The organism is Ruegeria sp. AL7 (genome assembly GCF_056536105.1).
On sequence record NZ_JBQFJF010000001.1, the window covers coordinates 3,025,342 to 3,041,178 of the forward strand.

The window sequence follows — 15,837 nt, forward strand, 5'->3', positions numbered from 1 at the left end:
CAGATGAAGTGCGGATCAGCTCAGGCTGTCGAGCTCTGCGAGGATGTCCTTGGTATGCTCGCCGCGTATGGGACTGGGTTTCGGGGTCCAGTCATGACCTGAAAACCGTGGGGCGGCGGCGGCCTGAAATGCGCCGTCAAAATCCTGCCAGCAGTTGCGATGGGTGTTCATCGGGTGTGAGCGGGCTTCGTCCGGGCTGAGAACAGGAGCAACGCAGGCATCTGTTCCGCGAAACAGGGCCTCCCAATGGTCGCGCGGTTGACTGGCGAAGATGTCGGTTAGACGGCGTGAAAGCGAAGGCCACAGATCTCGGTCGTATTGCCGCTGAAACTCGGTATCGTTTGTGAGGCCCAGTAAGTTCAGAAATTGCATGTAGAATTTTGGTTCGAGGCATTGAACGGAAATAAAACCACCGCAGGCGCAGGCGTAGGTGCTGCTCCAGTGGGGACCGTCCAACAGGCTTTGACCCCGGGTTTCAGACAGGTTGCCGGTTTGGCGCATTGTCATCAATAGGTTCATCATATGGGCCGAGCCGTCATAGATTGCCGCGTCAACGACGGTACCTACACCGGTGCGTTGCGCATTGATGAGCCCTGCCAGAACGCCTGCCACAAGATACATGGCCCCACCGCCGATATCACCCACCAAAGTTGGCGGGGTCTGCGGTTCTTGGCCGGGACGTGATGCATACCAGAGCGCCCCGGACAGGGCGATGTAATTCAGGTCATGCCCAGCCGTGTCGGCCAGCGGGCTATCCTGCCCCCAGCCCGTCATGCGCCCATAGACCAGTTTTGGATTGCGGGTCAGGCAGGTATCCGGGCCGAGCCCCAGTTTTTCCATCACACCGGGGCGGAATCCTTCGATCAGCGCATCGGCTGTGTCGATCAGGCGAAGCGCGGTATCCAGATCATTGGCGGTCTTCAGATCAAGTGCGATGGATCTTTTGCCCCGGTCCAACAGGGAACGTTCCGGCATACCCGGTGTTGCGGCGCCCCCTTTGCGGTGGATTGTAATCACGTCAGCGCCCAGATCTGCCAGTAACATGGCACTAAACGGGCCGGGGCCCAGACCTTCGAGTTCGACAACACGTATTCCGTTCAGCATCAGGGCCCTCCGTTTCCGGCAGAGTTTGCTGGCTGGTGTCGGGATTGCAAGCCGGATGATTGCTGGCGCGGGCGGTCTTCCTTTTGGCAGTTGTTCATCACATGGTGCGGAATGGGCCTGTTATCCCTGTGTTCGGGGCGATAGGGTCTGGGCCAGAACGGGGAGCGGATATGACGACCATTTTATCCATCAGAAATCTGCGCAAATCCTACGCCGATGGGTTCGAGGCGCTGAAAGGTGTGTCTCTGGACATTGAAGAAGGCGAAATTCTTGCGCTTCTGGGGCCGAATGGGGCGGGAAAAACCACTCTGATCTCGACGATCTGCGGTATAACCACGCCAACATCCGGCACGGTTTCAGTCGGCGGGCACGACATTCAATCGGACTATCGCGCAGCGCGCAGAATGATCGGGCTTGTCCCGCAAGAAATCGCGCTGGAACCGTTTGAAAAGGTCTGGAACACAGTTCGGCTGTCACGCGGATTGTTTGGTCTGGGCAAAGACAACGCCCGGATCGAGGACATTCTGCGCAAGCTTTCGCTGTGGGAAAAGCGCAAGAACGCAATCAAGGAGTTGTCGGGTGGCATGAAACGCCGCGTGCTGATCGCCAAGGCCTTGGCGCATGAACCACGTGTTTTGTTTCTGGATGAACCGACGGCGGGTGTGGATGTCGAGCTGCGCAAGGATATGTGGGAAATCGTGGCCGAGCTAAAACGGGACGGTGTCACCATCATTCTGACCACCCACTATATCGAAGAGGCCGAAGCCATCGCGGATCGCGTCGGCGTTATTGACAAGGGTGAGTTGCTTTTGGTGCAGGATAAAGACACGCTTATGGCGCAGATGGGCAAAAAGCAGATTGTCGTCATGCTGACTGAGCCAATCGCCAGGATTCCCGATGATTTGGCCAGCCACAATCTGACCCTCAACGGCGCGGGGGATAGCCTGATCTATACCTACGATACCCATGCGGATCGCACGGGGATAACGACCCTGTTGAATGACGTGTCGCAGGCCGGGCTGGTGTTGCGCGATGTGCAGACACGGCAATCGAGCCTGGAAGAGATATTTGTAAACCTGGTATCCGGAGAGGCGGCATGAACTGGACCGCAATCGCTGCAATCTACCGGTTCGAAATGGCCCGCTTCTTTCGCACCCTGGCGCAAAGCTTCCTGTCACCGGTTCTTTCCACTTCGCTGTATTTCGTGGTATTTGGCACCGCCATCGGCAGTCGAATTCAGGAGGTCGAGGGTGTATCCTACGGCGCGTTCATCGTCCCGGGCTTGATCATGCTGTCTGTGGTGATGCTTTCGATCTCGAACGCGTCATTCGGAATTTATTTCCCAAAGTTTCTGGGCACCATCTACGAGCTGTTGTCGGCGCCGGTGAATTTTATCGAAATCGTGATTGGGTATGTCGGTGCGGCGGCCACCAAAGCGCTGTTCGTGGGGTTGGTCATTCTGGCCACGTCGACCTTTTTCGTCGACATACGGATCGAACATCCCTTTGCCATGGCGGCGTTCTTGATCCTGTCATGTCTCAGCTTCTCGTTGCTGGGTTTTATCATCGGGATATGGGCCAGTAATTTTGAACAGATGTCATTGGTGCCGCAGCTTGTGGTCACGCCGCTTATCTTCCTTGGCGGTACGTTTTATTCAATCTCGATGCTGCCGCCTCTGTGGCAGACGATCACGTTGTTCAATCCGGTCGTCTATCTGATTTCGGGGTTTCGCTGGTCGTTTTTCGGGCTTGCGGATGTGCCCATCGCCATGAGTTTGCTGGCCATCATAGCCTTTACTGGGGTGTGTCTGGCGGTCATTGGCTGGATCTTCAAAACTGGCTGGCGCATTCGCAGCTAACCCACGCCGGTGCGTTGCATTTTTGCCCATCGAGTGTGTGAATCTGGTTCACGTCGCGTTCAAGGTTCGAAGAGTCCCTTGTTTACGGGTTGGTGGCACTCTACATCGGCACCCATGAAGCTCAGCCTGCCGTTCGTCAAAAAACACCCCTGTGTGGCCGTTGTCCGCCTGTCCGGCGCCATTGGAATGGCCGGGCGCGGGTCCTTGAACGACGCCACGCTTGCGCCGGTTCTCGAGAAAGCCTTTCGCAAGGGAAAACCTGCGGCCGTGGCGCTTGAGATCAATTCACCGGGCGGATCCCCTGTCCAAAGTTCAATGATCGGTGCGCGCATTCGGCGTTTGTCCGAAGAACTGGACGTGCCGGTCATCGCTTTTGTCGAAGACGTCGCTGCATCCGGTGGGTATTGGCTGGCCGCCGCAGCGGATGAGATCTGGGCCGATGACAGTTCCGTACTGGGATCGATCGGTGTGATCTCGGCTGGATTTGGCGCGCATGTCTTTCTGGCGCGGCAGGGATTTGAGCGGCGGGTCCATACCGCCGGGAAATCGAAGTCCATGCTCGACCCGTTTTCACCGGAAAAGAAAGAGGATGTAGCCCGCCTGCAAGGGTTATTGGGCGATATCCACGAGAATTTCATTGCGCACGTCAAAGATCGGCGCGGGGACAAGCTGAATCAGGAAGCTGACCTGTTCACGGGCGAGGTCTGGCTGGCGCGTCGCGCGCAGGAACTGGGGCTTATCGACGGCATCGCCCATCTGAAGCCAAAGGTGCAGGACCGTTTCGGTGACAAGGTCAAATTTCGCCGCTATGGCGTGAAAAAACCGATCTGGACCCGGTTTGGTGCCAGCCTGGCGCAGGATGCTATCGCAGGGTTAGAGGAGCGGGCAGCCTACGCGCGTTTCGGTTTGTGACGTGATCGTAAAGGCTGTCACTCTATTTCTGATCGCAATGGGCGTATTGGCAATGTTCGGCAAGCTGCGGTTTCCTGGGCAAAAGAAGCTAAGTTCGGCGAAATGTCCGCGATGCGGTCGCTATCGCATCGGAAAAGGCCCCTGTGCCTGTGGAAAAGGAGGCCGGGCTTGATCACCACGTGGCTGCTGTCTGGTCTTGGCCTGTTGATCCTGTTGCTGGCAGGCGATGCCTTGGTGCGTGGCGCAGTGAACCTGAGCCTGCGTTTAGGTGTTCCGGCCTTGATCGTCAGCCTTACGATTGTGGCCTTCGGCACGTCCGCGCCCGAGTTGCTGATTGCTATCAGTGCCGTCAAGGAACACGCACCGGGTATTGCGCTGGGCAATGTTGTCGGATCAAACACGGCCAACATCCTGTTGGTTCTTGGTCTTCCTGCGATGCTGGCAACGATCCATACCAGCGAATGCGACAGCCGTAGGAACTATGCATTCATGCTGATGGCGACGGCCCTGTTCATAGGGTTGGCGTTTTGTGGAACATTCACCGTCGTCAGCGGCCTGATCCTGCTGGCGGCTTTGGGCCTGGTTCTGATGAATGCGTTTCGTGAAGCAAAGGCGCACCGCAAGGCCTGTGGGGAAGCCTGTGCCGATGACGACGACCTTGAAGGTCTGGAAGAAGCTGATCCTGACATGCCTTACTGGAAGGTATCGGTTTACCTGATCCTCGGCCTTGTGGGCCTTCCTATGGGGGCGCACCTGCTGGTGGAAAATGCGACGGTCATCGCCCGGACATATGGTGTCAGTGAAACGGTTATCGGTCTGACCCTAATTGCGGTTGGAACGTCTTTACCCGAACTGGCGACAACCGTGATGGCCGCTTTGCGCCGACAGGCCGATGTGGCCCTTGGCAACGTGATTGGCTCGAACATGTTCAATCTTCTGGCCATTATCGGGATTGCAACCTGGTTCGGGCGTATCCCGGTCGATCCCGGTTTCCTGCATTTTGACCTTTGGGTCATGCTGGGCGCATCGCTGCTTCTGGTTCCCTTTGTTGTTTTCAAGCAGGATATCTCTCGCGGTTGGGGGCTGGTGCTGACCTTCCTTTATGCGCTTTATGTCACTGTATTGCTGGTGTGATCTGACAAAACGAGGTGAAGCATGACCCGAGCTTTAGTGACCGGTGCCGGTATTCGTCTGGGTCGGGCCATGGCGCTTTATCTGGCGGGTCGTGGATATGATGTCGCCGTTCATTATGCGTCCTCAGAACGCCCCGCGCACGAGACTGTGGCGGAGGTACAGGCTATGGGCCGACGGTCAGTGGCATTGCAGGCTGATCTGCTGGATGAGGCAGAGGTGCAGGATCTGCTGCCCAAAGCAGCCGAGGCTCTGGGCGGGCCGATCACCTGTCTGGTGAACAACGCCTCGATCTTTGAGTATGACAGCGTTCACACCGCGACCCGCCAAAGCTGGGACCGCCATCTCGACAGCAATCTGCGGGCACCGTTCGTTTTGACCCAAGCCATGGCCGGGCAGGGGCTGGCCCCGAACACGGACGAAAATGGCGAACCAGTTGCGACCGGTCTGATCATCAACATGGTGGACATGCGTGTACGCAAGCTGACACCCGAGTTCATGTCTTACACCATCGCCAAAATGGGGCTATGGACGCTGACCCGTACCTCGGCACAGGCGCTGTCCCCTGCAATCCGGGTCAATGCCATCGGACCCGGACCGACGGTACAGGGGCATCGTCAAAGCGCTGAGCATTTCCAGGCGCAACGAACGAATACTGTTCTGGAACGTGGGTCAAATCCGTCGGATATCACCGCCGCCTTGGGATATTTTCTGGATGCACACGCAGTAACGGGGCAACTGATATGCGTGGATGGCGGCCAACACCTGGGGTGGAAAACACCGGACGTTCTGGGAGTTGAATAAGCAATATCGCTGCAAGTTTTGCACCGCGCACGTTTGTGTTACCTGCGTGTTACAAAAATGTCTTTTTTTTCATACACTTGCTAAATGTGTGAAAAAATATCGTTAAAAATCAGCATCTTGATAATGTGCCTATTTTTTGTGCATGTTAATGAAGTGGTAATGAAACAAGGGAAATTCTAAGGCTGTGAAAACTTATCTTCACACTTATCCACAGGAATCGTGGATTTGTTTTCTCTTGATCTGAAGCCCGCAAGATTGCAGCCAGTATAAGAGAATCATATCGGAATCCCATGACTACCCACAGTGAATCGTCCCTGACCGGTTATGCCTGCATTCAGCGCTACGCAAAGACGCTGGACAGCTCACCCGGGGTGTACCGGATGCTGGATGCCGACAGTCGGGTTTTATACGTGGGCAAGGCGCGAAACCTGAAGGCGCGGGTGTCGAACTATACAAGGCCGGGTCACTCGGGCCGGATCGAGAAGATGATTTCCTCGACCGCTTCGATGATGTTTCTAACCACAAGAACGGAAACCGAAGCGCTGCTGCTGGAGCAGAACCTGATCAAGCAGCTTAAACCGAAATACAATGTGCTGCTGCGGGACGACAAAAGCTTTCCGAACATCCTGGTCGCCAAGGATCATGACTTTCCGCAGATCAAAAAACACCGTGGGGCGAAGAAGGAAAAAGGCGCCTATTTCGGACCATTTGCCAGCGCGGGTGCTGTAAACCGCACATTGAACCAGCTGCAAAAGGCATTCCTGCTGCGTAACTGTTCGGATTCCATGTTCGACAGCCGCACGCGGCCCTGTCTGCTTTATCAGATCAAACGGTGTTCCGGGCCGTGTGTCGGTTTGATTTCGGCGCAAGATTACAGTGAAAGCGTCAAGGATGCAGAACGTTTCCTGTCGGGGCGCTCGACCAAGGTGCAGGAGGAACTGGCTGAACAGATGATGGCGGCGTCCGAGGCTATGGAGTTCGAACGCGCCGCCGGTCTGCGCGACCGCATCCGGGCGCTGACGCAGGTACAGACCGCGCAAGGCATCAACCCTCGTGGCGTGACCGAGGCGGATGTGATCGGCCTTTATATGGACAGCGGGCAAGCCTGTGTTCAGGTATTCTTCATCCGGGCCAACCAGAACTGGGGCAACAAGGACTTTTATCCGCGTGTTGGCCCGGATGTATCACATGCCGAAGTGATGGAGGCTTTCCTTGGCCAGTTCTACGACAACAAGGAACCACCACGGCAGTTGATCTTGTCGGACGGGATCGAAAACGCCGATTTAATGCAGGAGGCTTTGTCCGAGAAAGCCGGGCGCAAAGTCGAAATCCTTGTCCCGCTGCGTGGTGAGAAACAGGAACTGGTTGCAGGTGCCTTGCGCAATGCGCGAGAGTCTCTGGCCAGGCGCATGTCGGAAAGCGCCACGCAGGCCAAGTTGCTGCGCGGGGTGGCAGAGGCGTTTGATCTGGATAGTCCACCGGGACGGATTGAGGTCTACGATAACTCTCATATCCAAGGCACTAACGCGGTGGGTGGTATGATCGTGGCAGGGCCCGACGGGTTCATGAAAAACGCCTATCGCAAGTTCAACATTCGCGGCGACGACCTGACGCCGGGTGATGATTTCGGCATGATGAAAGAGGTTCTGAACCGTCGCTTCACCCGCCTGCAAAAAGAAGACCCGGATCGGGATAAAGGGCTTTGGCCCGACCTGCTGTTGATCGATGGCGGTGCCGGACAGGTCAGCGCCGTGCACGAGATCATGCAGGCCCACGGGGTCGAAGACATTCCGATGGTCGGTGTTGCCAAAGGGGTCGACCGTGACCACGGCAAGGAAGAGTTTCACCGGATCGGCCAGCGCCCCTTTGCCCTAAAACGCAACAATCCGGTCTTGTACTTTATTCAACGGTTAAGGGACGAGGCGCACCGTTTTGCCATTGGCACCCATCGCGCGAAACGCGCCAAGGCCGTTGGTGCCACGCCGCTGGATGAAATTCCGGGCGTCGGGGCTGCACGCAAGCGCGCATTGCTGACTCACTTCGGCAGCGCCAAAGCGGTAAGCCGGGCCAATCTGGCAGACCTGAAAGCGGTCGAGGGAATCTCGGCCGGGTTGGCTCAGAAAGTCTATGATTTCTTCCACGACAAGGGTTAGACCTGTCGCCCCCGCCACAGGATATAGAGGCCCGAGGCCACAATAAGCGCGCTGCCGACCCACATAGTACGGTCCAGGCTTTCGCCGAACAGGGCGATACCCAACCCGATACCGAACAGCAGTCGCGTATAGCGGAACGGGGTCACGGCTGACACTTCACCCGTGCGCATTGCGTTCATGAGCGCGGCATAGGCCATGACGCCCATCAGAACCGCGCCCGTCAGATGCAGGCTGGTGTGCGTGCTAACCGGTGTCATGGGTGCGCCTTCCCACACCCGATAGGCAAGGCCCGCGACGATAATGCTGAGGAAACCATAAAACCCCAGTACTTCGGTTCCAAGGGTCGCAGGGGCCGCGCGGCTGGCCAGATCACGCCCTGCGAACCCTAACATACCCAGCACGGCCAGCATCGACAGCAGTGAAAAACTGTCCCCGGTCGGTTGCAGAATAATGACGACTCCGATCATACCGACAAAAATCGCGCTCCATCGCCGCCAACCAACCGCTTCACCAAAGAATAATGCCGCGCCTGCGACCACAACCAAAGGCGTTGCTTGCAAGATCACGGTGGCCGAGGACAAGGGCGTCAACGCAATGGCGAGCACATAGAATAGCCGACCAAAGACTTCGAACAGCACCCGAACTTTCATCGGGCGGGAAAGAACGTCCGGGTGTGTCAGGCGTTTCCCACGAGCTGACGCCAGCGCGGCAAATATTATGGACCCGCCGGTCCCGAACAGCACCAGTACCTGCCAGATCGGAAGCGCGGTCGATGCTGCTTTCAGCAACGCATCCTCCAGCGCAAAGCCCGCCATTGCGGCCACCATCCACAGGCTGCCGATCATGTTCGACCGGGCGTCGGTTTGAATATGCGCTGTCATCCTGTACGTTCCGCTTTGCAGTCGACGGGCAATCTGACTGCAAAGACGTGAAACGCCAAGTGCACGAGGTCCAAAGGGTCGGACCTGCGGCGCTTTGACCAAGCTGTTGTGAGTGATGTAGTTTTTTACCGGTTTGTCTTTTCTGTCTTGAACCGGCGATATAGGGTCCAAGCCATGAAGTGGAATTTGCCCAATATCCTGACGGTTCTACGCCTGCTGGCTGCGCCCGGTCTGGCCGTTATGTTTTTGTACTTCACCCGGCCCTATGCGGACTGGTTCGCTTTGATCCTGTTCCTGTCGGCGGCGATCACCGATTGGTTTGATGGCTATCTGGCCCGTGCGTGGAAACAGGAAACCAAGATGGGCGCGATGCTGGATCCGATTGCCGACAAGGCAATGGTGGTGATCGCGCTGATGATTCTGGTTGGCTATTCGACCGAACACTGGACGCCATGGCTGGTGCTACCCGCCACCGTGATCCTGTTCCGCGAGGTTTTTGTCTCGGGCCTGCGCGAATATCTGGGCGATGTGGCGGGGACGCTGAAGGTTACAAAGCTTGCCAAGTGGAAAACTACAGCGCAGATGATCGCCATCGCCGTGCTGTTCTCGCAGGGCATCTTTGAACACTATGCCGTGATGGCGAGTTTCGGCATGGACGCCGCGCTGGTAGAACAGATTATCGCGGGCCAGGTTGAAGATGTGAATCACCTGCGCTGGAACATCCATGGTATGTTCTGGGCAGGCCAGATCGGGCTGTGGTTGCTGTGGATTGCGGCGACACTGACGTTGATCACCGGCTATGATTACCTACGTAAAGCCATGCCACATCTGAAGGAGATCTAAGGGATGGATGTGCTGTATTTTGCATGGGTACGCGAACGTATCGGTTTGCCAAAGGAAAAGGTCGAAACGCAGGCAGTCACTGTCAATGATCTGGTGGCCGAGTTGAGCGCGCGGGAAGAACGCTATGCCGCGGCATTTGCCGATTTGTCCGCCCTGCGCGTTGCACTGGATCAGGAATTGTCGGATTTTGACGCCTCGCTGTCGGGCGTTCGGGAAGTGGCGTTTTTTCCACCAATGACGGGCGGCTGAGTGATGCGGATCACTGTTCAGCAGGAAGCATTCGATCTGGGCGCCGAGGCCAATGCTTTTGCCGCCGGGGATGATGCCAACGGAGCCATTGTCACCTTCACTGGCGTTGTGCGCGACCTGGCAAGCGGTGATCTGGATGTGATGGAGATTGAACACTATCCGGGTATGACGGAACGGGCGCTGAGCAAGATTGCCCAGGAAGCCAAGGAGCGGTGGTCATTGGGTGACGTCCTGGTGATCCATCGTCATGGCCGCCTGTCCCCGGGAGACAGGATCATGATGGTGGCGACCGCTGCACCGCATCGTAAAGATGCGTTTGAGGCAGCGGAATATCTGATGGATTATCTGAAGTCTCGCGCACCCTTCTGGAAGAAGGAAATCACCCACTCTGGTGCGGAATGGGTCGCAGCTAAAGACGAAGACGAAGACGCGCTGACCCGGTGGTAGTGATTTAGCGACCGTTTATTCTTGCAAACTTGGGCGGCGGCGCAAGGTCGTATGCTTAATCCGCGTTGTTGATCCGTCCGCGCAGTTCTTCGGCCTCCTGACGCGCGGCCCGCAGGCCATCCATAGCAGCTGCCAGCTCGGCCTCTGTCTGGGTTAGCTGGTTTGTCAATTCGGCCTCACGTTGCTGCAAATAGGTGATGGCCTGATCGCGGGTTTCCTCGGCCTCGTGCAACTCCTGACTCATCCGATCCAGATCGGCAACGTCGCTTTGACTTACTCGGGACAGGCGGTGCGCCAACCAGTTGGCAAACCAGCCCATGCAGAAGGCGGCGAACAGGATAATGGCAGTTACAATGACGAATTCTGTTCTGTTCAACTTACTGGTCCCCTGCATCCGCATCTGGTGCGGTCGTGTCGGTTTGGTCCTCTGCGGAAGTCGCAGCCTCGGCCTCAAGCGCTTCAAGGCCTGTTTCTCTACCCTCAACAGGCTCAGGGCGGATCAGACGGAACTCGATCCGGCGGTTTTCTTCCCGACCCTCTTCGGTGTCGTTGTCAGCGATGGGTTGCGTTTCCCCATACCCCACGGCGGTGTAGCTGCTGGTAGGAATGCGCCGCCCGCGCAGCTCGTTCAGAATGGATTGCGCCCGCGCCTGGCTGAGTTGTTGGTTCATCTCTTCACGGCCCTGACTGTCTGTGTGGCCCTGAATCTCCATACGGATCGGACCGCAGTCGCGCAGGATATCCGCAATCTGGTTCACCACATCGCGCGAGTCTGATGCAATCGTGGCCGATCCGGGCTCAAAGGCGATTTTGCTGGTGGCCTGAATTTCAGCAATTTGGGCCTCGCAGACTTCCGGGTCGGGCAGGGCGTCCTCGGGTTCCGGTGGGGGCTGATAGGTGATGGTCAGGGTGTATTCCTGCCCCTCGCCCAACTTGTCGGACAATTGACCTGCGATGCGGGCCTTGGCGTCTTCTTCGTGGCTGAGGCCGATCAGTTCGACCGTATCGGGTGTTACGGTCAATACGCCGTTGTGGAGCTGACCCAAAGCCTCCAGACCGGCCAGAACACGTACAGGCCAGTCCGTCGGGAGATCCGAAACGATGCGGGTGGCAGTATATACCTGATCGGATCCAAAGGCCGCGCGCGCGTAGCTGTCGACCATGTCGCGCAGAGTTTCATCACCCAGCCGTCCGCGCAATTGCACCAGCCCTTCAGGGCTGCGGGTGGCCGAGAACTCGACCGGGCCATTTGGGTTCGTTGTCTCAGGCTCGGGCAATACGGCGTGCAAGGCGAAGACCGCAGGCAGCTCGGTTTCAAGCTCGCCCACAACCCGGTCGAACAACGCAGGATCGGTTCCCTCCGCTGCGATCAGGGTAATGTCCGCGTCTGACATGGTGACCGAACCCTGGCCTATCCGGAACAGCGCCTGAATGCTTTTCTCGGCTGCTTCTGGCCAGCGTGGCGATGGTTCGCCCAAGGCGATGGTGCAGGAATAAGGCCCCGTTAACCCGGCGTTTTTCGCGGCGGCCACGATTCGGTCACGTGCCTTCTCATCCTGCGCCGAGCAGGCGTCAAAATGCCCGCCTTCTTCGTCGATCAGGTAACGCAAAGTAAATGGAGTGACGACCGGGCGAGGTGCTGAAATTGCCAGCCCAACCCGCAGGCTGGGCGGTGCCGTACGCGTCAGGTCGCGTTCCAGTTTTTGTTTTTCTTGCTGACTGTTGGCAATTGCCGTGATCCTGACCAGATCCGGGCTGGCGGAAATTTTGGCGCGGGGCAGGTGGGTCAGGGCCTCCAACGCGTAAGATATTGCGGCATCCCACCCTTTGGGCTTTGGGTAATCTGCTGTTTCCATCAGGTCCGAAATGGCAACAGATCTGTCCAGATTGCCAAGCCGTTGGATCAGCTTGTCCCTGTTCTCACTGGCCGGGATCAGACCTATCACCGAAATTCCACTGTCATTTCGCAGGATTTCTACCGAAAAGCGCGGTGCTGCGAGGGCGGAAGTTGCGATAACCTCCATTTCGTCGATTACGCGGGATGTATCAACTTCGGTTCCCGCAGCGGTCAGCGCGTTAAAGCGGGTCGCTTCATCTGGCGCTGTACCGGTCAGGACCACCCGCAAACCATCGGCTTCGACCTCGGCCCAATCGTGTCCTTTCAGGTCCAGCGAGCGCCGTACAGCGAGTTCCGATGATTCTTCGATCTCGGTAACAGCATAGCTGGCCGCCAGAAGTGACAGGCCAGCTGATACAAGAAAGATCAGGGAAACAGCGATAAAATACGGCAGACGCATGTTTGGGTTTGGCACTCCTCAGGCGTTTGCGCCGATCTTTACAGGCCCCGTTCAGCGGGTGCAATCAGAGCAACAAGGCGACGCAAAGGAAGATCAGCGGAATAAAGCCGGTATCGCGGTTGGCACGAAACAGCAGCAGCAGCTTGGCGTTGTCTTCGGTATCAAGCCCGCGCAATTGCCACATCATGTGCCAGCCCATGGCCCAGGGGCCGCAAAGCGCGACCCCCAACGCCAGAATTGACGCGTCAGGCACCCCGGCATCAATAATGGCCAGCCCCATCAGCGATACCGTTGCAACCAGAAAATACTTCAGCCATTTCGCCGTGTCGGTGCCAAACAGGCGCGCGGTGGATTTGATGCCGACCAGTTCATCGTCCTCGGTATCCTGATGTGCATAGATCGTGTCATAGAACAGGGTCCAGGCGATGCCGGACAGGTACAGCGTGCCAGCAGGCCAGCCGAGCGACCCGCTATGCGCCGTCCAGGCCAGTAATGCGCCCCAGTTGAAGGCCAGCCCCAGAAAAACCTGAGGCCACCAGGTAAACCGCTTGGCAAACGGATAAACGGTCACCGGCAGTAAAGATAACACACCCATGGCAATCGCCGCCTGATTGAAGCTGAGAAGAACGCCGAGCGCCAGAAGGCTTTGCAGTATCATCCAGGCCGCAGCTTGCCGGACACTGACTTGCCCCGACGGTATCGGGCGCGAGCGTGTGCGTTCAACCTGTGCGTCGAATTCCCGGTCTGTAATGTCATTCCACGTGCAACCGGCACCTCGCATCAAAAAAGCTCCGAATGCGCAGCCTAGGGCAATCCACAGATCTTCCCAACGCGGTTGACCGTCATGCAGGATGGCCAGCGCCAGCCCCCACCAACATGGAAGCAGCAACAGCCATGTGCCGATGGGCCGGTCCGCGCGGCTGAGGCGCAGATACGGTCGGGCAAAGGCTGGGGCATATGTGTCGACCCAGTTGCCGGTGACGGCATCGGCGACTTGACCATCTGGTGTTGGGGCATTGCCTTGCATATGTAGGTCTCATGAGTGCGAAAATCAGACTGTATGTAGAGCAGCCCTTGGGTCAGGGGCAATCGGTTCCTTTGACGCGCGATCAGGCGCACTATCTGTTTGGCGTCATGCGACTGCCGGTTGGCGGAGCAGTGGCGCTGTTTAACGGCAAAGATGGAGAGTGGCTGGCCGAGGTGGCCGAGTCCGGAAAACGCGGTGGCGCTCTGACCTGTGTCAGGCAGACCAAACCTTTGCATCTGCCCCCCGATCTGTGGTTCCTGTTTGCGCCGATCAAAAAGGCGCGCACCGACTTCATTGTAGAAAAAGCCGCTGAAATGGGCGCGGCTCGCATCCTGCCAGTTCAGACCGAATTCACCAACGCAGACCGTATCCGGCAAGACCGGCTTCAGGCTCATGCAATCGAAGCCGCTGAACAATGCGGTGGAACCTACGTGCCCGAAGTGGCAGACCTTCAGCGGCTGGACCGCGTGCTGAAGACCTGGCCTGAAGGTCGGCAGTTGATGTTCTGCAACGAGGCCGAGGTCGGCTCGGCCCTGCGGCTGGCAGCGAATGAAAAAGGGCGCCCCTGGGCCATTCTCATCGGCCCGGAAGGCGGGTTTTCCAACGCTGAGCGTGCGCGGCTGTCGGCTTTACCCTATGCGCATGTGGTCAGTCTTGGCCCGCGTATTCTGCGGGCGGATACAGCGGCGGTGGCCGCATTGACCATGTGGCAGCAGGCATTGGGGGATTGGTCGTGATTCGCGAGGCGGTTCAATCGGATGCCCCGGCGCTTGAGAGGTTTCTGTCCCGCTACCCTGACAGTTCAATGTTTTTGCGCAGCAATTTGGCGGCCCACGGGGTGGGGTTGAATGCGAATGAATATTCCAGCCGCTACTTCATCTGGGGTGAGGATCAGGTCCGGGGTGTCTTCGGGCTCGGCAAGAAGGGCTATCTGATGGTTCAATTGCCCAACGCCGAAACCGAAGCTGTCGAGTGTTTCGCGCGGATGATCGAAGGCGAAACCGTTTTGGGTATGACGGGAGATGCACCTCAGGTCGAGCTGACGTTGGGCGCTCTGGGATTGGGGAAGGCGAAGTACCGGTTGAATCACGATGAACCGCTTTATCGACGTGACCTGCGAGGTCTGACTGAGGCACCTGTTCCTTATCGCGATTTGCGCGCCGAGGATCGGTCAAGACTGCACACTTGGTTCGCGGATTACATCGAGGATACCGGACAGGCCGCAGGCGAAGAGGCGCGTGAGCTTGCCGCAGAGCGCGTCGAGGCGGAAATGACCGCAGGCAGGGCGATTGTCCTGATGGAAGGCGACGCGCCGGTTGCCATGGCATCCGTGAATGCCAGGGTTCACGACCAAGTTCAGGTCGGTGGTGTTTTTGTTCCACGTAAAAACAGAAATCGTGGCCTGGGTCGACGGGTTACGACCGCATTGATGCAGAAAGCAAAATCCGAGGGTGCGGCGGCCGCGATCCTATTTGCGAACAACGCACCTGCCGCCCGTGCCTATGAGGCGATTGGGTTCCAACAGGTGGGTTGGTACAAGGTCGCTTTGCTGCAGGAACCGCAAAGGGTGCTCTCATGAGTTTCATCCGACCCGAGGCAAAACTGGCGCTTTGGCGTTGGCGCGAGGTTCTGGTTGCGGCTTTTGTCCTGATCCTTGGTCTGAGCTGGATCAGCGGGCCGGGTGGGCTGCTGGCTTGGGTAGGCTGGTTTCTGATTGTCATGTCAGCGGCTTTGACTGTGATCGGCATACAGCGCGCGCGCTTCAGAACAGGTGTGGGGGGGCAAGGTGTCGTGACGATTGATGAAGGTCAGATCACTTATCTGGGCCCCTTGGATGGCGGCATCGTCGCGTCCCGCGAAATTGAGCGTCTGGCCCTTGACCCGACCTCCGACCCTGCACATTGGGTTCTGGATCAGCCGGGCCAGCCAGCGCTTCACATTCCTGTGAATGCAGAAGGAGCCGAGGCATTGTTCGACGTATTCTCAAACCTGCCGGGCCTCAAAACCGAGCAAATGCTATCGGAACTCAACGGCAAATCGCAGCATCCGGTCGTTATCTGGGAACGTACACCGTCGCGCCCGGCGCATCTGCCGTTGCATTGACACTGGCGCCATTTACGACCACCACTTG

At 57.6% G+C, this 15,837-nt stretch carries 17 protein-coding genes; 12 read left to right on the top strand and 5 right to left on the bottom strand.

Annotated elements, in window-relative coordinates:
• Positions 1 to 15: 15 nt before the first annotated feature.
• The gene (locus tag ACR3E2_RS15155) at positions 16 to 1,104 is read right to left on the bottom strand and encodes a CaiB/BaiF CoA transferase family protein (RefSeq protein ID WP_480482984.1); all 1,089 of its coding nucleotides are present in this window, start codon (positions 1,102 to 1,104) and stop codon (positions 16 to 18) included.
• Positions 1,105 to 1,274: 170 nt separating this feature from the next.
• Between ACR3E2_RS15155 and ACR3E2_RS15160 the strand changes: the two genes are divergently transcribed.
• The 6 genes from ACR3E2_RS15160 (at position 1,275) to uvrC (ending at position 7,962) form a co-directional block, all read left to right on the top strand.
• A complete protein-coding gene (locus ACR3E2_RS15160; protein WP_480482986.1) occupies positions 1,275 to 2,204 on the top strand; it encodes an ABC transporter ATP-binding protein in 930 nt (309 codons plus the stop codon).
• On the top strand, positions 2,201 to 2,962 hold the full coding sequence (locus tag ACR3E2_RS15165) for an ABC transporter permease (protein ID WP_480482987.1): 762 nt from the start codon (positions 2,201 to 2,203) through the stop codon (positions 2,960 to 2,962). Before ACR3E2_RS15160 ends, ACR3E2_RS15165 begins: the two co-directional genes overlap by 4 nt.
• 114 nt (positions 2,963 to 3,076) lie before the next feature.
• Entirely contained in the window at positions 3,077 to 3,874 is a 798-nt protein-coding gene (locus ACR3E2_RS15170; protein ID WP_480482989.1) for a S49 family peptidase, read from the top strand.
• Between the two features lie 171 nt (positions 3,875 to 4,045).
• Positions 4,046 to 5,008: a calcium/sodium antiporter gene (locus ACR3E2_RS15175; protein ID WP_267365434.1), complete on the top strand. Its 963-nt coding sequence runs from the start codon at positions 4,046 to 4,048 to the stop codon at positions 5,006 to 5,008.
• A 21-nt stretch (positions 5,009 to 5,029) separates the two neighbouring features.
• Positions 5,030 to 5,809, top strand: coding sequence for an SDR family oxidoreductase (locus ACR3E2_RS15180; RefSeq protein ID WP_480482991.1), 780 nt, complete (start codon positions 5,030 to 5,032; stop codon positions 5,807 to 5,809).
• A gap of 290 nt (positions 5,810 to 6,099) precedes the next feature.
• Positions 6,100 to 7,962 (top strand): excinuclease ABC subunit UvrC, encoded by a 1,863-nt coding sequence (gene uvrC, locus ACR3E2_RS15185; RefSeq protein WP_480482993.1) that lies wholly within the window; start codon positions 6,100 to 6,102, stop codon positions 7,960 to 7,962.
• Here uvrC and ACR3E2_RS15190 read toward each other — a convergent pair.
• Complete coding sequence (locus tag ACR3E2_RS15190) at positions 7,959 to 8,843, bottom strand: DMT family transporter (RefSeq protein ID WP_480482995.1); 885 nt, start codon at positions 8,841 to 8,843, stop codon at positions 7,959 to 7,961. The two genes, uvrC and ACR3E2_RS15190, sit on opposite strands and share 4 nt — an antisense overlap.
• A gap of 174 nt (positions 8,844 to 9,017) precedes the next feature.
• Here ACR3E2_RS15190 and pgsA point away from each other — a divergent pair, with 174 nt between their 5' ends.
• Genes pgsA through ACR3E2_RS15205 form a run of 3 tightly spaced genes read left to right on the top strand, consistent with a single transcriptional unit; the run spans position 9,018 to position 10,382 of the window.
• Positions 9,018 to 9,686, top strand: a complete 669-nt coding sequence (pgsA, locus tag ACR3E2_RS15195) for a CDP-diacylglycerol--glycerol-3-phosphate 3-phosphatidyltransferase (RefSeq protein WP_480482997.1) — start codon at positions 9,018 to 9,020, stop codon at positions 9,684 to 9,686.
• A gap of 3 nt (positions 9,687 to 9,689) precedes the next feature.
• Positions 9,690 to 9,935, top strand: a complete 246-nt coding sequence (gene moaD / locus ACR3E2_RS15200) for a molybdopterin converting factor subunit 1 (RefSeq protein WP_209506660.1) — start codon at positions 9,690 to 9,692, stop codon at positions 9,933 to 9,935.
• Positions 9,936 to 9,938: 3 nt separating this feature from the next.
• Positions 9,939 to 10,382, top strand: a complete 444-nt coding sequence (locus tag ACR3E2_RS15205) for a molybdenum cofactor biosynthesis protein MoaE (protein ID WP_480482999.1) — start codon at positions 9,939 to 9,941, stop codon at positions 10,380 to 10,382.
• A 55-nt stretch (positions 10,383 to 10,437) separates the two neighbouring features.
• On the opposite strand, the gene ACR3E2_RS15210 is transcribed toward ACR3E2_RS15205, so the two are convergent.
• The 3 genes from ACR3E2_RS15210 to ubiA all read right to left on the bottom strand — a co-directional run bounded on the left by ACR3E2_RS15210 (position 10,438) and on the right by ubiA (position 13,706).
• Positions 10,438 to 10,758: a hypothetical protein gene (locus ACR3E2_RS15210; protein WP_267365430.1), complete on the bottom strand. Its 321-nt coding sequence runs from the start codon at positions 10,756 to 10,758 to the stop codon at positions 10,438 to 10,440.
• Between the two features lies 1 nt (position 10,759).
• Positions 10,760 to 12,679: an OmpA family protein gene (locus ACR3E2_RS15215; RefSeq protein WP_480483002.1), complete on the bottom strand. Its 1,920-nt coding sequence runs from the start codon at positions 12,677 to 12,679 to the stop codon at positions 10,760 to 10,762.
• A 64-nt stretch (positions 12,680 to 12,743) separates the two neighbouring features.
• A complete protein-coding gene (ubiA, locus tag ACR3E2_RS15220; RefSeq protein ID WP_480483003.1) occupies positions 12,744 to 13,706 on the bottom strand; it encodes a 4-hydroxybenzoate octaprenyltransferase in 963 nt (320 codons plus the stop codon).
• A gap of 11 nt (positions 13,707 to 13,717) precedes the next feature.
• Here ubiA and ACR3E2_RS15225 point away from each other — a divergent pair, with 11 nt between their 5' ends.
• The 3 genes from ACR3E2_RS15225 to ACR3E2_RS15235 are packed head-to-tail and all read left to right on the top strand — an operon-like array spanning position 13,718 to position 15,809.
• Positions 13,718 to 14,443, top strand: coding sequence for a 16S rRNA (uracil(1498)-N(3))-methyltransferase (locus ACR3E2_RS15225; RefSeq protein ID WP_480483005.1), 726 nt, complete (start codon positions 13,718 to 13,720; stop codon positions 14,441 to 14,443).
• Positions 14,440 to 15,285 (top strand): GNAT family N-acetyltransferase, encoded by an 846-nt coding sequence (locus tag ACR3E2_RS15230; RefSeq protein ID WP_480483007.1) that lies wholly within the window; start codon positions 14,440 to 14,442, stop codon positions 15,283 to 15,285. The genes ACR3E2_RS15225 and ACR3E2_RS15230 overlap by 4 nt, the downstream gene beginning before the upstream one ends.
• Positions 15,282 to 15,809, top strand: coding sequence for a hypothetical protein (locus tag ACR3E2_RS15235; protein WP_480483009.1), 528 nt, complete (start codon positions 15,282 to 15,284; stop codon positions 15,807 to 15,809). Before ACR3E2_RS15230 ends, ACR3E2_RS15235 begins: the two co-directional genes overlap by 4 nt.
• Positions 15,810 to 15,837 lie beyond the last annotated feature (28 nt).

Bases quoted from the DNA above. Each gene is read 5' to 3' on its own strand.
- ACR3E2_RS15215 (WP_480483002.1), bottom strand. From the start codon at position 12,679: ATGCGTCTGCCGTATTTTATCGCTGTTTCCCTGATCTTTCTTGTATCA.
- ACR3E2_RS15190 (WP_480482995.1), bottom strand. From the start codon at position 8,843: ATGACAGCGCATATTCAAACCGACGCCCGGTCGAACATGATCGGCAGC.
- pgsA (WP_480482997.1), top strand. From the start codon at position 9,018: ATGAAGTGGAATTTGCCCAATATCCTGACGGTTCTACGCCTGCTGGCT.
- ACR3E2_RS15160 (WP_480482986.1), top strand. From the start codon at position 1,275: ATGACGACCATTTTATCCATCAGAAATCTGCGCAAATCCTACGCCGAT.
- ACR3E2_RS15155 (WP_480482984.1), bottom strand. From the start codon at position 1,104: ATGCTGAACGGAATACGTGTTGTCGAACTCGAAGGTCTGGGCCCCGGC.
- ACR3E2_RS15180 (WP_480482991.1), top strand. From the start codon at position 5,030: ATGACCCGAGCTTTAGTGACCGGTGCCGGTATTCGTCTGGGTCGGGCC.
- ACR3E2_RS15170 (WP_480482989.1), top strand. From the start codon at position 3,077: ATGAAGCTCAGCCTGCCGTTCGTCAAAAAACACCCCTGTGTGGCCGTT.
- moaD (WP_209506660.1), top strand. From the start codon at position 9,690: ATGGATGTGCTGTATTTTGCATGGGTACGCGAACGTATCGGTTTGCCA.
- ACR3E2_RS15165 (WP_480482987.1), top strand. From the start codon at position 2,201: ATGAACTGGACCGCAATCGCTGCAATCTACCGGTTCGAAATGGCCCGC.
- ubiA (WP_480483003.1), bottom strand. From the start codon at position 13,706: ATGCAAGGCAATGCCCCAACACCAGATGGTCAAGTCGCCGATGCCGTC.
- uvrC (WP_480482993.1), top strand. From the start codon at position 6,100: ATGACTACCCACAGTGAATCGTCCCTGACCGGTTATGCCTGCATTCAG.
- ACR3E2_RS15205 (WP_480482999.1), top strand. From the start codon at position 9,939: ATGCGGATCACTGTTCAGCAGGAAGCATTCGATCTGGGCGCCGAGGCC.
- ACR3E2_RS15235 (WP_480483009.1), top strand. From the start codon at position 15,282: ATGAGTTTCATCCGACCCGAGGCAAAACTGGCGCTTTGGCGTTGGCGC.
- ACR3E2_RS15225 (WP_480483005.1), top strand. From the start codon at position 13,718: ATGAGTGCGAAAATCAGACTGTATGTAGAGCAGCCCTTGGGTCAGGGG.